Here is a 17,465-nt window from a genome sequence, read left to right as displayed (position 1 = left end):
AGAAGGCCTTGCATGAAGATTTTCAAGGTTTCCTTGTTGGTGGCGGTAGCTTCTTCAATTGGGGAAATTTTTTTTGGAAATCTGGCTGACTCCGAGAAAGACATCTCCAATTTAACTTGGGTGCTTCTTTCGATCGGTACCGTGTGCTTCTTTGTTTCAGGGCTTTGTGTAGCAACATTAATAATTTCAAGGATTGCCTTACTTTTTTATTTGAGCGTGTGCAAAACTGAATTGATGGCGATCGCCAACACCAGTGCCTCCAAAGCGATCGATAAAACAGTATGTCTGATGGGGGCGGGTCGGAATGTAATGGAGATCAAGAAAATGCGTCAATTGATATTTACCATACCCGTTTGCCTGCTCTTTGCCTGTTCGGAGAGCGATAGTCCCGCGATCACTAGTTTTCAAGAGTATCCAAGCGGTTGCTCTACAGGCGCGTATCAGACGTCTATCTCGAGTCACTTGGGGGAGTTTGCTCCAGGCTTAAATAGATCGGACGTCGAAAATGGTATTCGCAAAATCGCCAATACATTTTATGAACAAATCGACGCTCTTCCAAACCAGAATTGTAATTTTAATGCTGAGGTCTGGTACTCCATAGGATACTCAAAATCTGATTTACCAATAAACTTTGAGATTAGTGCAGATAAAAAGGGCGTTTGCGTTAATGCGATCGACGAAGTTGCCCAAGTAACGAGCGAATACCCGTCTCATTGGCGCAAGGTTGAAGATCATCCGGTGCTGAAGCGTCAGAGAGTCTTTGATGCCCTTTGTTTTAGCGAAACTGGTAATTTTAGGGGATATGTAAAAAATGAATGAAAATTATACAATAAGTGTAGGCGCATTAGACCTGAGAGTTGCCGGGGTCCCAACTCCATTCCAGCACACTTCCGTAGAGTTTCATACTGAAAGCGGTATTCAAATAGGTGAAGTGCACGGATTGGCAACATCCAGAGACGGTGTGGTCAAGGCATTTGGTTTCGGGATAGCTGGTGACAAAATCAAAGTTCACATAAATTCCTATGATCGTTTTTCATCTTCGAAAACCCTCGACGTGGTAGATGTAAGACCCGGAAGTCAACTTTCTCACGATCTGGCGTTAGTTGAGGCGACAAGAGTTGCAATAAACTCAAAGAACATTTCTTACGGTGGCGGTGCAAAAAATAGCAACAGTGCCACGGCGACTGTTCTTTCTGTTCTCGGGATCGATCCGCAATCTGTTCAGGGGATAGGGGTAGGAAGAACTCCTGGTGTCAACCTTCCTCTCCTAAGTGATGAAGAAGTAGAACAAGTTCAGACGATATTCGGGAATGCCGACTACAACTCAATTCAAGGTGAGATCAAATCAATTACCTTCTCCCGAGAGGGCCATGCGGTGGTTGAAACAGAAAACGACGGTTCTTGGACGCCCGAAGGCTGGGATTCGAATGGCGATGGTAGAGTTGACAACCGAGACGACGACTGGGGTCCCACAGATCCTCCACCCGTTAGACCAGCTGATTTAGTGTTGCAGCATGAAAGCAACAGTGAATCACCACTTGCCCCAACAGACTCGCCACGACCTAGATTGCGACCTGAAACGACTCCGCAACCGAGCAATGACACTCGCCCAGAAGGCAACAGTGGAGGTTCTGATCTAGCGCCTACAAACTCACCCAGACCCAGAGCTCGAGAAGATCGCGACAGTGGAGGTCGAGACGGTGGCAAACCTTTGATCCTCGATCTCGATGACGACGGTATCGAACTGACTGAGTTGCAGAATTCAACCGTCTTTATGGACTCCAATGGCGATGGCCTTGACAACCGCACAGCTTGGGCGGGCGACGGTGACGGCGTTCTCTTCTTCGACGCTGACGGAGATGGGACGATCTCGGAGAAGCGGGAATATGTGTTTACGGAATGGGATCCAACGGCGACGAGCGATATCGAAGCACTGCGGGCGGTGTTTGACTCCAACGGCGATGGGGTCTTTGACGCGAGTGACGATGCCTGGGGTAACTTCAAGGTTCTGGTGACGAATGCGGATGGCTCGCTGGAGGCGAAGACGCTGGATGAGCTGGGGATCACCTCGATTGATCTGACGGCGGATGCGACCAATATTGAACTGCCCGATGGCTCGGTGATCACCGGCAAGACAACCTTTACCTACTCGGATGGCAGCACCGGGACTGTGGCGGACACGATGCTGGTCTCGGACACGACCAGCTACCGGATCGAGGAAACGGAAAGCGTTGATGGAAGTGGCACGCGCACACAACTACAGACCGGCTATGCGGCAGATAGCACAATTGCCTTTGTGATCACCTCTGTGACCACGGCGGATGGGTTTTCAATCACCAACAGCTATGACACCAATGGCGACGGGGTTGTGGACCGGTTGCAGACCATCGTGACAGTCACCAACCCCGATGGCAGTGAAAGCGAGACGGTCACCAATGTGCGGGGCTCGGACCTCGCCACAGGCATTCTGCTGAGCGAGACAAAGACCACCACCAGCGCTGATGGCAATACGGTCACCATCGAACGGGATTCCACCGGTGGCGGCTGGTACGACCAGACCGAGGTGCGCACGACCCATGCCGATGACAGCATGACCATCGTGACCACGGATCGCGATCCAAACGGAGGGGTGATCCGCAGTTCGACCGAGACAGTCTCAGCCGACGGGCTGACACGTATGGACGCGATTGACGAAGACGGCGACGGGATGGTGGATTTGACCATCACCCATAGCATCGTGGTCAACGCGGATGGCAGCCGGTCGGAGACGATTGAGCACTTCAACCAGGACGGCTCGCTGCGTAGCGCGGTGACCGAGAGTGTCTCAGCCGATGGGCAGACCAAGACCATTGCCCGCGATCTGGATGGCGACGGGGATGTGGATGTTCAGGAAGAGCTGGACATTGTGGTGAATGCGGACGGAACCACGGACTCTACCCTGACCGTGAAGAATGGTAATGGCAGTGTGCGCAGCTCTACGACGCATAGCCAGTCGGACGATGCGCTGACCAAATCTTCGGCAGTGGATCAGGATGGCGATGGTGATGTTGATCTGACCACGGTTGAGGCCACGGTGATCCATGCCGATGGCAGCCGCGAGACCGAGACAGTTTTGACCAATACGGATGGGTCCGTGCGTGCCAAAACAAAGGTCACGCTGGGCAGCGATCAAGTCAGTTCCGAGACCTGGGTGGATCACAATCAGGATGGCATCTTCCAGAGCACCGACCTGAGCCGCAGCGTGACGGTGGACGGGACAACCGGAGACCGCACCACAACCAGTTGGACCCGTAATGCGGATGGCTCTTTCAGCGCTCAATCTATCTCCGTCTCCAGTGAAGACGGTCTTGTGGTGAACACAGAGGTCGATGCGGATGGCGACGGGGATACTGACCTGTCGATCTCGGATGTGACGGTTGAGAATGCGGATGGCACCTCGACGCGGACGGTCACAGAAACTGCACAGTCAGGTGCACTCAAAAGCGAACAGGTGGTGACGACCAGCGCGGATGGTCTGACGGTGACTACCCTGTCGGATGTTGATGGGGATGGCGTTGCAGATGGCAAGTCTGTCTCGGTACAAGCCTCCAATGCAGATGGCAGCACGTTGCACACCACAACCAGCTATGCGGGAGATGAGACCACGTTGCTGGGCGAGACCACTGTCTCTCAGAGCGCAGATCGCCGCCTGACGATCACCACCAGCGATGCCAATGGCGATGGCGCGACGGATATGACCTTGCGCTCGGAGAAACACGCTGATGGCAGCATGACCGAGCTGGAAACCCGGTTCAGCGCCGATGGCACGACGCTCTCCACCCGGCAGACCGATGTCAGCGCGGATGGTCTGACAGTCTCGGTCGCCAGTGATCTGGACGGCGATGGAGACACGGACACAACCTCGGTTCAGGCCACGGTTCTGAATGCCGATGGGGGCCGCACAACAACCAGCACGGTCCGCAATGGCGATAGCAGCCTACGCAGCCAAATGGTGACCACCGTCAGTGATGATGGATTGGTGGTAACCACAAGTGAGGACACCGATGGCGATGGTGTCTTCGAGCGCAGCATGACCCCGACCACTGTGCTGAACGCGGATGGGTCCAGAAATACTACTGAGGATGTGCACTCCAGCGATGGCAGCTTGTTGTCGCGCTCGGAAACCACCATCAGCGATGATGGGCTAACGGTTGAGGCGCGCGCCGACACGGACGGGGATCAGGCTACGGATATCGCCACCATTAGCGTGACGACCCTCAACGATGATGGCAGCACCACTGTCACGACAGAGGTCACAGACGTCACCGGTGTGAGCGATGTTATGCGCTCGCGGGTGATCACCACCACCAGCGACAATGGCCGTGATATTCTGGAGACCACGGATATCGATGGCGATGGGGACGTGGATATGCGCGTGCACCGGGTCATCGGCGATGACGGTCATGTCACGATCTCTGAGAGCGAGCTGAACAGCGATGGGTCTCTGCAGAGCCAATTGGTCTCCGAGACCAGCGACACTGGGCTTGAGAGCACCACGCGCTATGATGCGGATGGGGATGGCACCTATGAGCGCCGCATGGAAAGCACAACCGCGCTCAATGCGGATGGCTCGACCACGCAAACCGTTGAGGAAAAGGCAGAGGACGGCTCGGTCTACCGCCGCACGGTCACCGAGACATCTCGCGATGGTTGGACCACCACCACGCGGGAAGACTGGGACAATGACGGGGATGATGATCTCACCACGACACAGGTTTATGATCTGAGTGCTGCAGGCGTTGAAACCACAACCGTCACCCACACCGCCGCGGATGGATCCACGCTCAGCACGGATACAACCACGGTCAGCGCTGACAAGCGCAGCACAACACGCTCCGTCGATGCCGACGGCAATGGTGTCGATGATGTGGTGTCGACTGCAAATGTAGCTGATGATGGCACACAAACGCGCCAGAACCAGTATTACGACGAAACTGGCGCTCTCATCGCCAACACGATCGCCACAGTGAGCGGTGACGGTTTGACGATCACAACGCGAACCGACCGCAACGGCGATGGGACGGATGAGCTTGTCGCGACTGCAACCACAGTGCTGGGCACTGACGGTAGCCAGACCGTAACCACCGACTATACCGATGGCAGCGGAGCGCAGCTGGCGAGAACCGTTGCGACCAGCAGCGATGATGGGCTCAGCACCAGCTGGAGTGCTGATCTGGATGGGGACGGAACCAATGAGTTTGTCACCACGGGGTCCACTGCATACGAGGCTGACGGTGATGTGGTGCAAACTGCAACAACCACAGATGAGGCGGGTGGCACGCTTTCCAGTGTCACCACAACAACCTCCGGGAACGGATTGAGCATCGCGACACAGACCGATCTGGACGGAGACGGTGCAAATGATCTGACCCGCACCCGCACCGTTGAGGCCAACGGAGCCTGGAACCAGACTGAACAGCAGTTCGGCTCTGGCGCTTCTTTGGTTCATGACATCTCCACAACCCAAAGCGCGGATGGGCGGACCAGTACCATAGAGATTGATGAGGATGGCGACGGGAACGCTGACCGGGATGTGATCATCGCGATTGATGAAGACCGCACCACAACATCGACCTGGCGTGATCTTAACACCGCAGCGGCGGCTTCGGCCATCATTACCGGAATCGAGAGCGCAAATGGTTCAGAGCTTGAGTACGCATTCGATCTGGATGGAGATGGAACCTCAGAGTTCACGCGCGCAACCGATATCAGCTACGACGCTTCCGGGGCCCGCATTGCGCAGCATACCGAGACCATTGGATCAAGGCTGGGCTTCGAAGAAACGGTGACGACATCCTTTGATGGTCTGCAGCAAACTGTCGAAACTGACATCGACGGTGACGGGGACACAGACACCACGCAGATATCGACAACAACATTACATGATGATGGTCGCCAGACATCGAATATCACTGCGACCTATGCAGACGGCGGTATCAAGTCCACGCTGGTTCGAGAGACAGCGGCAGATGGACGGACAGAGACGGAAACCCGTGACTATGATGGTGATGGCAACACTGATGTTGAGGTGACATCTACAATCGCGGCGGATGGAAGCCTCACCCGTACTGAGGAGTCCTTTGACGCGGAAGGTGCATTGGTCACCACGCGCACGACTGAAGTCTCTGCCGATGGGCTGATTACGACCATCACCACCAACGACACCAGCCTCACCATCATCCGTTCACCGATCGGCAATGGCAGTTACGAGACCAGCTATTCCAGCGATGACCTGAGCTACACAAGCTCACATCACGTCGATGGGGCAGGCCTGGAAACCTGGACCCTGCAACACACTGAGGGTGGCGTGACCGAAACGTTTGAGGTGTGGCTTGATCCAACCATGAAGGCGCGTGTGATCGCGGAGGCGGAAAGGCTCTATGACACGCTTCTGGATCGCAATATCGATCGGTCAGAGGTCGAGACGCTCATTGTCCATGTTCAGGATGGTGAGTTGGACATCGAAAGTCTCGCTGATGAATTGATCCAGTCCGATGAGTTCGAGATGCGCTATGGCGAGATGAGCGATGCGGCGTTTGTCAACCAGATCTATTTGAACACATATGGGCGCGGGGCGAGCTTGGATGAGTTTGCGGATGATCTCGCCAACTTAGCTGACGGAACCGTGACACGCGCTTTGCTTGCGGCTGTGATTTCGGAGAGTTCAGAGCATGTTGTCATTGGTAACGGGCACATGTCGACGAATAATTTCGACGTCTTCCTGAATCCGGCTCAGGCGGAAAGGAGCATTGATGATGCCTACCTTTCAGCAACAGTAGCAGATCTCGTCGCTGTACTTTATGGAACGCAACTTTCCGATGTAGCTAATAACCTGTTGATGACACGCATGCATCAAGGTCAAGAATCCATCCAAGGGATTGCAGCGCGGCTTGCGAATGGAACCTCGGATGTTGTTCCAGATAGCTCCATTGATCTGTACGACATGACGGATTCTGAGTTTGTCACACACGTGCTCCAAACTGCTTTTGGAAATGCACCATCAACTGATGATGTTACGGCTTGGTCCACGATACTCACCGGTGATCAATTGTCGCGCGGAGAGTTTGCCCTCATGATCGCACGAAGCACTGAATATGCGGCCTCAGGTTCCCTTTCCTATGCCTCTTCAAATGTGACCAGGATAGAAGCGGGCGACTCCCAAAACTTTACTGTGGGATCTCAAGCGATCGACGGTGTATTCGGAGATGATCGGAATAACTCGATTAACGGATCTGGTTCGTCTCGCGATCTGGAGCTTGAGGGTAACGGTGGCAACGATACGCTGACGGGGGGCAGTGGATCAGATTTCATCTATGGCGGTGCAGGTGCTGATACAATCAGCGGCAATAGTGGAAATGACTACCTCTTCGTTGACTTCGCAGATCTGACATCGGGCAGCATACAAGGCGGCGCAGGGTTTGACACGCTGCAGGTGTTAGACACACAGGCTGTCACAATAGTGATGCCGGATCACAGCGTAGAAGCGGTTTACAGCGGAAGTGGCGACGATGATATCCGCGCCGCCGGTTACAGCTATGGAGTTCTGATTTCCGGAGGTGATGGCGATGACGTGTTAAAAGGTGGCGATGGAGCTGATCATATTTACGGCGACAATGGCAATGACGATATCTTTGGCGACGCAGGCGATGACTACATCTTCGGCGGAGATGGAGACGACATTATCGATAGCGACGACGGTGATGACTATGTATATGGCGGCGCAGGAGACGACCGAATTTACGGCTGGACGGGGGCAGACCTACTCAACGGTGGGGAAGGGTCTGATAGAGCAGACTATGCTTGGTCAACATCGGGGGTCACCGTTGATCTTACGAATGGAACTGGATCCGGTGGGCATGCTCAAGGTGACACATTCGTCGATATTGAAAGTGTTTATGGTAGCAGTCACGATGATGTCTTAACCGGCAATGCTGAAAACAATGTCTTCTACGGAAGAGCGGGTAATGACAGCCTCCACGGAATGGGAGGCGATGACCGGCTTTATGCATACACGGGCGCAGAACTATTGGATGGCGGAGCTGGTATCGATATCGTCGACTACTGGGCATCCAATGCCGGCGTGCATGTTAACCTGTCAACGGGTTCGGTGTCAGGGGGGCACGCACAGGGCGATACCATTGTCGACATTGAGAAGGTTTATGGTGGTGATCACGACGATACGCTGATTGGTGATGATGGAGATAACTGGCTTTGGGGAAGAGCCGGGAATGACACGCTCCTCGGTGGGGATGGCGATGACAACCTTTATGCATATTCTGGTGTCGAGGTTTTGGATGGTGGCTCAGGAGTCGACTTTGCTGACTACTGGACCTCGGATGCTGGAGTAAACATTGATCTCACTACCGGCACAGCTTCAGGTGGCCATGCACAGGGCGATACACTCATAGATATCGAGGAACTTGGAGGAAGTGACTACGACGATACTTTGACTGGAAATGAGCTAGACAATTACTTGAACGGCCGAGAAGGCGACAACAATCTCTATGGCAAAGGTGGCGATGATTGGCTGGTAGCTGGTTCAGGCGTAGATTTTATCGACGGTGGAACAGGGAATGATCAGGTCGACTATCGCTTCTCTGATAGCGGGGTAACCGTGAACTTATCGACAGGTACGGCGTCCGGTGGGTTTGCGGAAGGTGATACCCTAGTCAATATTGAGCATATTGATGGAAGCCACTTCGACGACATTTTGACGGGCGACGAGCTAGACAGCGACATTTGGGGCGGCGATGGCGATGATATTATAAATGGCGCTGAAGGGAACGATTGGCTCAAGGGCGACAACGGCAATGATAATCTCTTCGCCGGTGCGGGCGACGACATACTGAATGGCGGGAGCGGCGCTGATCATCTAGACGGTGGTGCAGGTTTGGACGAAGTAGAATATCTCTGGTCCGAAGCTGCCGTTACTGTCAATCTCGCTTTGGGCTTGGGTTCAGGCGGATATGCTGAGGGTGATACCTATTTTGGTATCGAGAATGCTCGCGGTAGCGAATTCGGTGACACGCTCATCGGTAACGCAGCAGATAACCGCCTTTTTGGTGATTTTGGTGATGATAAAATTGAGGGTGGCCTCGGAGCCGACACAATCATCGGCGGCGAAGGAAACGATTTGTTGACTGGTGGTCTCGGTAGCGATGATTTTGTCTTTGGTGACAATTTGGGATCTGACACTATCCTGGATTTCGAAGATGGTATTGACTCGATCCGTATCGAGATCGCCGGCCTCAGTTTTGAGGATCTAACAATCGTAGACGTCAATGGTGATACTGTAGTGACCGTGGGTGGCCACGGATCTGTTACATTGGAAGACATTGATTTTCTCAATTTGACTTCAGAAGATGTTTCGTTTGTCTGACTCATCTATCGTGACATTTGGCTGGCAGATATCATCTAATCTGCGTATGTTTTGCTTTGGGTTTACCTTCCGTTCTGTCGCACTCAGTTTTGGTGTTTATGATTGGGGGTTTGTCTGATATCATTGTAGTGACTGCAGAGCGTATATTTGGTGTCTATTGCGGTTGCCTGTTTGCAATTTTTTGATCCCCCGTTTCTCAAACCTCGCAGTGAACGGTTTCAGTTGGGGAGGATAAGGCTAACGGATTCGACAGTTTTTTGATCACTTCTGACGATTTTGCCTACCAGATCGTGTGAGGCGTTTGCATCTCCGGGAAATACTCTGAAGAGGAAGCACCGATAAACTCGTGTATTCGACTATCACTTCCCCCCGATCATCGAGAATATGCTTGTTTACATTCGGTAGCTGGCTTTGTCATTTCTGAGAATCCGCAAAATTGCGGTATCAGCCTACTTTCCTACATATTGCCCCACATCTCGTTCAAGTAAGCTTTCATATCAAAGTCGGGATCAATCTCACCAATCTCATCTGCGCGCTTCAAAATAGGTTCTATACGCTTCAATAGCGTGTCACCTTGTTCGAGTTCTGTAAGTCTTTCAAGCAGGGCTTGTCGAAGGGCTTCGTTCCCTTCGCCCGTTTCGCTTAACTTGGACATCCTCCGACGAATCTCGAACAATTCTGTATTGAATAACTTCGGCATTTGAACAGGCTTTCTGATCGACAAGTGCGGGATCTACTGGTCGTGAAGTGCTCCGAACCGTCTAATTGTACGACGTTGGAGGAGGTCAGTAGCTATTGCCCACAAAACTGCGACGGCCAGCATCAGCACACCAAAGCAACCACATACAAACAGTATGTTCTCCACGAAACTTGGCACATAGTTTTCACTGGTGTTACGCCGTGCAAACTGACCGATCGCGAGCCCCAAACAAACCATGTAAAATATATATAGCCAGTCATTTCGGCGCTGCAGTTTGATCAGTTCCTGTTCCATCACCAGCAGTTTGACTTTAACAAAGTCAGTTTTTTGTTTCAGGTGCATCAATTGGCCCTCAGTAGATCTACCCAAATCTGAACGTCGTCGATAGGTATCGATTTGCCTTCGAGCAAGGCTGCTCTCCATCGAGATACAATTGCTTTGAAGTGCTCAGTTGATAGCCGGATTTTGCCGTCTGTCAGGTACTCATAGAGTTCAGTAGCGAACTGCTCAACTTGAGCATCAAGCCCATTTAGATCGCTCCGGCCTAGACCTCTCATCAGCCAGTTTAGATCGACATTGTAGAGCTCAGCAACACGCACCAACGCCTCCATTGGCGTACCACGATGCCCGCGCTCGTAGTGGTAGTAGGCACGGGCTGATACATTGATACTTTTGGCGAAAGCCTCTTGGGTGAGTTTGTTTTCACCCCTGACTATTGCCAGACGCGCTGCTGTCTCCTCAATTACTTCTTTGTCTAGAGATTTCTTCTTCAAGCCCATGCTGAAATCTTATGCCAACCTCCCTCATATTGCCAGTCGCCAGTAGAATTCCCTCTCTCATATCCATAAGTTGCCGAAATTTTATATTGATTCGCACATTTGTGCCGGGTTAAGAGTTAACAACAGCATCTAGCAGTCGAACCATATTATCAGTGTAGAGCAGCGCATGGGTATCGACATTGAAAAACACGATTGGATCAAGCGGGAGTTAAAATCCCGGAACGTCAGTTTTGCTCAGATAGCATCGGAGCTGTCGGTATCTGCGAGCGCCGTCACAATGGTCAGTCAGGGACGCCGGTGGTCTGAAACCATAGCCACGGCTATAGCCGGTAAGCTCGACCTTCCAGTTGCAGAGCTCTGGGACACACCCAAAAAAGGAGGCAAATGATGACTAGCCCAGATGAATAAAGCCCCTGAGTCTAAGAAACTCAGGGGCATTATATTTAGGTATCAGTTTTCGACTTCCGATACCTGAATCTTCCCCCTTTTAAAGAACTAAGTCAAGCGAAAGCAGAGGTTTTCGCACCGATTTCGCTTGGCTGATCACAAATCAAAAAAAACGAAAAGGCATCCGGCTTGGGCGCTTGGGACAAGTTCGCGCAGTCCGGATGAATGAGGCAGATGACGCAATCAAAATTCTATCGACCACCTCTCGCGAGCGTGGCGTCGCGAAAGATCAATCTACGCTCAAAAGGCCATTCAAGTGGGTTCTTGATGCTGGCAACGCCGGCGAGACCTTGGTTGAGGCAGATATTCTACGAAAGTATCAAAGAGAAATACTTCCTGATGCAAACCGCAGCAAGAGAAGATCTCGTTGATATTGTCGAGCAACCACCCGCAATTTCATTCACCAAACCTGACGGGCGAAAAGGTCACCATACGTTCGACTTCCTTGTGAAACTATCGGACGGTTCGCGGATTGCAGTGGCTGTAAAGCCGTACAATCTTGCCGAACGCCAAAACCTTCGAAACCTGCTCACACATGTCGCCGCAGCAATGCCAAAGACATTCGCAACCAAAGTCTTCCTGGTGACCGATAGGGATCTGAACGCAGATGCCGCCCGAGAAGCAGGCAGAACATTGACGCTACGCAACCGTTCTCTGATGCAGGAGGTGGCGTAATGGGTATTCCTTTTCATATACACAGTTCGGCCCTCGTCACTCTATTTGGCCGTCCCGGTCGGATTATTGAAACCGATGGCCAAGGATACGTCTTTGAGCACCTGGAAACCTCAGGGCTGACCGAACGCATCACCTTCGACGATTTCAAGCAGCTATTGGAGACCCCCAATCTGCGCATAGAGCATGCTCACGGTGCAATCGGCAGTCGGGTTCTGGAAGAGAAACATGGATCGAGTTCCGTTTTCATATTCTTGCCTCCCGAGGAACAGATGGAGGTGCTTTGGAGTCAGGCGTGCTGTGACGCCTTTCTTGCCAGGTACATGAATGGCAGCGCCAAGAAGACGGATGCTTCTATCAATGCAAACCGGCCACAGCTTCGGGATGATGCAGAAGTTCGATTTGGAAGCGCGTATGAAAACGCGAAACTGCGCGCGGGCGATAATATGTCTGGCAAGAAGTTTCCTTCATCCAGAACTCTTCGAAAATGGTTAAAGGCCTACGAGAGGGCAGGCTACCGGATCGACGGGCTTGTTCGTGCGTATCATCGCTCTGGGAATAGATTGCAGCGGTTTTCACTCGAAGAAGCCGCACTGATGATGCAAGTCGTTGAGCTCTACGCGTCCAAACAGAAACCGACGCAGAAAAAGGCGATCAAGCGTACGCAGGATCTGTTCCACTCAGAAAACGCCGGGCGTCAGAAAAACAATCTGGCGCCGTTGAGGGTTCCAAGTAAGACGAAGCTGCATTCGGTCATTAAAGCTCAGGGCGCATTCTATCTTAAGGTCAGAAGGGACGGGATCGCCGCTGCAAGGAGAGAGTTCACATTCAAGAGCAAAGGTGTTCAGGCCCATTTCCCATTGGAGCGAGTCGAAACCGATGAAAACAAGCTCGATGTCATCAGTTTTTTTGCGTCAACCGGCCTTCTTGATGTTCTTCCTCTTGAACGCATCAGGCAACTCGAGAAAGGGCGACGTTGGCTCTATGCCTACATCGATTGCGCAACTAAGTGCATTCTATCTCTGCATATAGCGGAAAGCCAAGGCGGAGAAGATGCAGTTCGCAGTCTCCGGAACGTCCTTAGGGACAAGACCGCAATCGCAAGGGCATTTGGTTGCAAACACACTTGGGAGATGCGAGGTCGCCCATTTTCCATAGTGGCTGATCATGGTACAGCGTTCCACTCTGAGGTGTTCAATCTGGCGGCAGCGTCGCTCGGTATTGGTGTGGAACATCCGCCACTAGGTCTGGTGCATTTCAGAGGCACTATTGAAAGTAGTTTCAAAACACATGGGCATCTTCTGATGTCGCATCTAGTGGGGCGAACGTTTTCGAACACCAAAGAGCGTGGTGACTATCCATCAAAGGATTTGGCTTGTCTGTCTGACGATGAACTAATTGGCCTCATCATCTCTGTCATGATCGATATCTACCACCATCAGCCACACGAAGCTCTGGATGGTTATACACCAGCACAGATGTGGGAACGGATGTCCAAGGCGAACACGGTGCCAGTCCCACCGGATGGGCACGAAATTCGGGCGGCTTTGGGCCATGTGCATGAGCGCGCGGTGAATAATGCAGGTGTCACGTTCGCCTGTATTAATTACGAATGTCCAGAATTGAGAGACGCTTTTCTGCAGTGCCCCGGGCAGAAAGTCACCATACGCGTGGACTACGAAGATCTGGGTTGGATCACGGTTGACCTAGGTGACCGGCGTTTCGCAGCCGAAGCGTGTTGGGACGTTTTCAAGGGAATGTCGCTGATGGAGTGGAAAGCTGTGAGACGCGAAATTCTAAAACGCAAATCAGAGAACGAAACCATAAATCGTCAGACCGTCATCGATACGTATGCCAGAATAGACAGCACGGTTAGGACTGCAATGCTTCGCGCAGGCGTTACTCTTAACGAGGCGACGGTCGAAGACGTCGAGCGTGAAAATCGGCACCTGAGGCTTCCCTTAGAAGAGCAAAGCCAAGATCCAGATGCATCGCTTTCCAATCTGATTAACCCACCTGCCGCGCCTACCGATCCCTTCGCAACCGCGCATGAAATCAAACCGCCTTCTGCGGACAATGGGCCAAAGCCCCGAGCAGGGAAAAACTGGGAGTTTGATGATGAATGATTTTTCCATGCCCCAAAAGGACCTGGAGACTCCGGAGATCATGAGCAAGTTGTCGGCGCGTTTCGCTCGGCATCACCGGTTTGAACACCTTGAACAAACGTTTGAGCGCCTTTTGGCGCTCAGACTGGCTGATCTGCGGGCTGGCCGATGCCAGGAAGCTATGAGCCTGGCATTGATTGCGGCGACAGGCAGTGGCAAGACAACGGCTGGCAGGCGCCTTGTCCAACGCGCCAATCAGCGGCTTTTGGTATCCGACTTCCCAAACGGCAAAATAATTAGTCTGACGATACCATCCCCAGCGACGCTAAAGTCCGTTGGTATGAGTATATTGAGTGCCCTTGGCTATGATCTGAAGACAGACCGAAAGATCTGGTACATCTGGGATCTTGTACGCCTACACCTCGCGGAAAATCAGGTTCTGTTTCTTTATCTCGATGAAGCTCAGGACCTAAAGAAAAAAGGCCGACGGAACGAGCTGCCAGAGATCGTCAATACTCTGAAATCGATCTCTCAGGACCCGGATTGGCCTGTTGGTTTTTTGCTTTCTGGTACCGAAGACCTCAAAGAGATCATCAATCTGGATACCCAACTGGTACGTCGCATGAAGGCCATCAGATTCGAACCTCTGACGGTGAGCTCGGACAGCCTCGACATGCTGACTTTGATCCAGAGTTACGCATCAAAGGCCGGTCTCTCGTTCAATGCAGAGGAACGAAATGACGATCTGGGCAAAAGGGTGCTTCACGCCTCTGCTTATCAGTTTGGCCTGGTTATCAAGTTGTCACTATTTGCCATTGAAGAGGCGCTTTACGCAGGTGACACGGAGTTGGATTGTCACCACTTCGGCAGGGGGTTCACGACCTGGAAGGCGTGCAGAGACGCCTTCAATCCCTTCCTAGTCCCTGACTACCTCCAAATTGATACGCAGCGATTGTACACCGACGAGGAGGATTTCTGATGCGCACAAATCCTCTTCCACTGACAATTGAAGCAAAATCCGGTGTGAGTGCGACATCACTGGCTTCTGAGCTCGCGCGTCGAAATGGCGCGTCGCGGCTGATAACCTTCTGCTCAGATATTGGAATTGACTATTTTCGTTTGGCGAACGGCGAGACATATGAGGTTGAGAAAGTTGCCACTCTGGCCGGTGCGGATGCCTCGCAACTGATCAAGGATACTCCCCGGGTCATACGAAAAAACTGGTTTCAACTAGGCCAGGAAGAGATCAAGTTCACAGCGTTTCGGCGTACGACACCAAGGATTTGCCCAGTATGCGCCAAGTCAGCGTATGCACATGATCGAACGAAATCGGTATTTCAAACCGGTCTAGCACAACTATCTTCCGTGCGTGTCTGCATGAAACACGGCTGCCTTCTGGTTGATCTCCCGCCAGCGCCCTCGAACAAAGACCACTTCGACATCGCCCAACTTGGGATTGGATACAAACCGACTGAACCGCAGCTCGTTTCCACCGTTGATTTACCACTAGAAACTTACATTCGACAGAGGATCCGAGGTGACAAAGCAGATCGTTGGATTGACCAACTGCCGTTTCACGTTGCGACGCAGACTGCAGAGTATTTTGGGTTATTGCTTCTGAAAGGCTCGGACTTCCGGCGGCAGGATGCAACGCCAGAAGATTGGTTGAAAGCTGGTCGCGTCGGCTACGGCTGTCTGAAACGCGGACCTGAGACGATGGTAGAAAAGCTCGAAGAATTGGAAAACAGGCGACCAAACGATAACTCCATGTATCGCTCGCGGTTTGGTGTTTTCTTCAACTGGCTGCGCCACCGAGACGACGACAGAGCCTTCGATCCAATCCGAGACCTGGTGCGGGACTTCATTTTCGAAACGTACCCAATCCCGAAAGGCATGCAGGTCCTTGGCGTCGAAAATCCCAAGCGTCGATTCCACAGCTTGCAAACCGTAACCAAAGAAAAACGGCTCAATCCAGCACAAACAGGGCATTCGCTTTTGAAACGCGGTTATGTCCGCAGGAACAACAGCGGCCATTTCGAGCTTGTTCGTTATATTCCAGAAAGCGTTGCTGCAGAAGTCGCCTATGAGTTACGGCGTGTTTATGGTGCCAAACGAACGGCAACTAAGCTAGGAGTGACCCGCGCCGTTCTGGATGACCTCACAAAGCATGGCTTGATTGCCCGCCATTTCCAGCATCAGGGGGCGGTCCCAGCCTATCACAGTGAGGAAATCTGGCGTTTTGCAAAGTCGGTCACCACAAATTGGCAACCATATTTTCACACTGAGGGCGTCGAGAAATGGGTTTCGTTTCAGGATGCTGCCAAACGAGCCAAGTGCGCAACGTGGCAAGTGCTGGCAATGGTGATCAAGCATGGCCTTCCCGTCACAAACCCGAAGAAAGGGAAAACGTTGCTATCCGATCATATGATTTGCCCCAAAATGGTGCAGACGGTCTTCACGAAACTCGAAGCTGGCAGAACGACGTTGCTTCGAGCAGGTAAGAAGCTTGGCTGCAATACTGAAACGATTGAAAACCTGATCGCAACTGGCAAGCTCCAGGAAACGCCAGCTTACGCACGGCGTTGGGCACAGAAATTCCGCACTGTGGAAAATGACAGTTTGGCGACGCTGATCGGCGTTCAGCACTAACTTTCTTTGACCGGATCCTTGCTGGGCTGGACTGTTTCCAGCCCTTTTTTGCGCCTGCAATGGAAGAACTATGCTGAATTTGTGGAAGAACCCGTCGAGCATTTTGGATCGCCGGAGGCGAAAACCTCAGCAAATTAGCATCTGCAATGGAACAACTATGTTGAATCGTCCACTGACAGTTCGACCAGTCTGACTGCACCGAAGTGGTGTGGTGTAAGCTGCAGCTTGCCACGTATCCCTCACCTTTCAGGACCTGCATCCGCGAGTTCCGCCAAGCGCCTCTGGTCATTTGCTGCCCAAACCGGGCTGCATAGTGGCGCGAAAAGCGGGTCGAATCGTCTGGGATCAGCGGAACGTCGCGGGAACAGATTGCACGGATTTTGCACGCATTTTCCGTGCAGTTCATCGCATTTTGCTGCGTTTCCCAAAATACGGCGAACGCCAATTTTCGGAAAATCGAAAACCTGGAAAACGTCGAAAGCCCCTGTTCTTCAAGGGTTTCTAGCGTCTATTTCTCGGGAAATCATGGTGCTGCTGGAGAGAATTGAACTCCAATCTGGCAGTCACAAGGCCCTTATTTTCATGGCGTTTCTAACGCGCCACCTTGATTTGGATGTACCAGTTGGGTGAACCAAAAGTCAACGGCCTGAACGTGCAGGGCGTCGAGCCTATAGATATTTCCGGTGGCAGCGTTG

General features: G+C 52.3%; 10 protein-coding genes. 7 read left to right on the top strand and 3 right to left on the bottom strand.

Going from position 1 to position 17,465, the window contains the following annotated elements:
- Positions 1-12: 12 nt before the first annotated feature.
- Together ACR1XV_RS15100 and ACR1XV_RS15095 are read left to right on the top strand one after the other, a co-directional pair.
- Entirely contained in the window at positions 13-819 is an 807-nt protein-coding gene (locus ACR1XV_RS15100; RefSeq protein ID WP_480532746.1) for a hypothetical protein, read from the top strand.
- 142 nt (positions 820-961) lie between these two features.
- Positions 962-9,418 (top strand): beta strand repeat-containing protein, encoded by an 8,457-nt coding sequence (locus ACR1XV_RS15095; protein ID WP_480532744.1) that lies wholly within the window; start codon positions 962-964, stop codon positions 9,416-9,418.
- Between the two features lie 457 nt (positions 9,419-9,875).
- Here ACR1XV_RS15095 and ACR1XV_RS15090 read toward each other — a convergent pair whose 3' ends face one another.
- The 3 genes from ACR1XV_RS15090 to ACR1XV_RS15080 form a co-directional block, all read right to left on the bottom strand.
- On the bottom strand, positions 9,876-10,073 hold the full coding sequence (locus ACR1XV_RS15090) for a hypothetical protein (protein ID WP_480532742.1): 198 nt from the start codon (positions 10,071-10,073) through the stop codon (positions 9,876-9,878).
- A 78-nt stretch (positions 10,074-10,151) separates the two neighbouring features.
- Positions 10,152-10,460: a hypothetical protein gene (locus tag ACR1XV_RS15085; protein WP_480532740.1), complete on the bottom strand. Its 309-nt coding sequence runs from the start codon at positions 10,458-10,460 to the stop codon at positions 10,152-10,154.
- The gene (locus tag ACR1XV_RS15080; protein WP_480532738.1) at positions 10,460-10,897 is read right to left on the bottom strand and encodes a helix-turn-helix domain-containing protein; all 438 of its coding nucleotides are present in this window, start codon (positions 10,895-10,897) and stop codon (positions 10,460-10,462) included. The genes ACR1XV_RS15085 and ACR1XV_RS15080 overlap by 1 nt, the downstream gene beginning before the upstream one ends.
- 166 nt (positions 10,898-11,063) lie before the next feature.
- On the opposite strand from ACR1XV_RS15080, the gene ACR1XV_RS15075 reads away from it, so the two are divergent.
- The 5 genes from ACR1XV_RS15075 (at position 11,064) to ACR1XV_RS15055 (ending at position 16,770) form a co-directional block, all read left to right on the top strand.
- Positions 11,064-11,285 carry a hypothetical protein gene (locus tag ACR1XV_RS15075; protein WP_480532736.1) on the top strand — a complete coding sequence of 74 codons (222 nt, stop codon included), beginning with the start codon at positions 11,064-11,066 and terminating at the stop codon, positions 11,283-11,285.
- Between the two features lie 326 nt (positions 11,286-11,611).
- A complete protein-coding gene (locus ACR1XV_RS15070; protein WP_480532734.1) occupies positions 11,612-12,019 on the top strand; it encodes a Tn7 transposase TnsA N-terminal domain-containing protein in 408 nt (135 codons plus the stop codon).
- Complete coding sequence (locus tag ACR1XV_RS15065) at positions 12,019-14,142, top strand: Mu transposase C-terminal domain-containing protein (RefSeq protein ID WP_480532732.1); 2,124 nt, start codon at positions 12,019-12,021, stop codon at positions 14,140-14,142. Before ACR1XV_RS15070 ends, ACR1XV_RS15065 begins: the two co-directional genes overlap by 1 nt.
- Entirely contained in the window at positions 14,135-15,100 is a 966-nt protein-coding gene (locus ACR1XV_RS15060) for an ATP-binding protein (RefSeq protein ID WP_480532730.1), read from the top strand. Before ACR1XV_RS15065 ends, ACR1XV_RS15060 begins: the two co-directional genes overlap by 8 nt.
- Complete coding sequence (locus tag ACR1XV_RS15055) at positions 15,100-16,770, top strand: TniQ family protein (RefSeq protein WP_480532728.1); 1,671 nt, start codon at positions 15,100-15,102, stop codon at positions 16,768-16,770. The genes ACR1XV_RS15060 and ACR1XV_RS15055 overlap by 1 nt, the downstream gene beginning before the upstream one ends.
- The last annotated feature ends 695 nt before the right edge of the window (positions 16,771-17,465 follow it).

The organism is Ruegeria sp. AD2(2025) (assembly GCF_056542385.1).
The sequence above is the reverse complement of the archived record's forward strand: the minus strand, read 5'-3'. Positions and strand labels throughout refer to the sequence as shown.

What these genes read in the sequence shown, in the direction of transcription:
- ACR1XV_RS15100 (WP_480532746.1), top strand. Translation starts at nt 13, where the DNA reads ATGAAGATTTTCAAGGTTTCCTTGTTGGTGGCGGTAGCTTCTTCAATT.
- ACR1XV_RS15090 (WP_480532742.1), bottom strand. Translation starts at nt 10,073, where the DNA reads ATGTCCAAGTTAAGCGAAACGGGCGAAGGGAACGAAGCCCTTCGACAA.
- ACR1XV_RS15085 (WP_480532740.1), bottom strand. Translation starts at nt 10,460, where the DNA reads ATGCACCTGAAACAAAAAACTGACTTTGTTAAAGTCAAACTGCTGGTG.
- ACR1XV_RS15080 (WP_480532738.1), bottom strand. Translation starts at nt 10,897, where the DNA reads ATGGGCTTGAAGAAGAAATCTCTAGACAAAGAAGTAATTGAGGAGACA.
- ACR1XV_RS15075 (WP_480532736.1), top strand. Translation starts at nt 11,064, where the DNA reads ATGGGTATCGACATTGAAAAACACGATTGGATCAAGCGGGAGTTAAAA.
- ACR1XV_RS15070 (WP_480532734.1), top strand. Translation starts at nt 11,612, where the DNA reads ATGCTGGCAACGCCGGCGAGACCTTGGTTGAGGCAGATATTCTACGAA.
- ACR1XV_RS15065 (WP_480532732.1), top strand. Translation starts at nt 12,019, where the DNA reads ATGGGTATTCCTTTTCATATACACAGTTCGGCCCTCGTCACTCTATTT.
- ACR1XV_RS15060 (WP_480532730.1), top strand. Translation starts at nt 14,135, where the DNA reads ATGAATGATTTTTCCATGCCCCAAAAGGACCTGGAGACTCCGGAGATC.
- ACR1XV_RS15055 (WP_480532728.1), top strand. Translation starts at nt 15,100, where the DNA reads ATGCGCACAAATCCTCTTCCACTGACAATTGAAGCAAAATCCGGTGTG.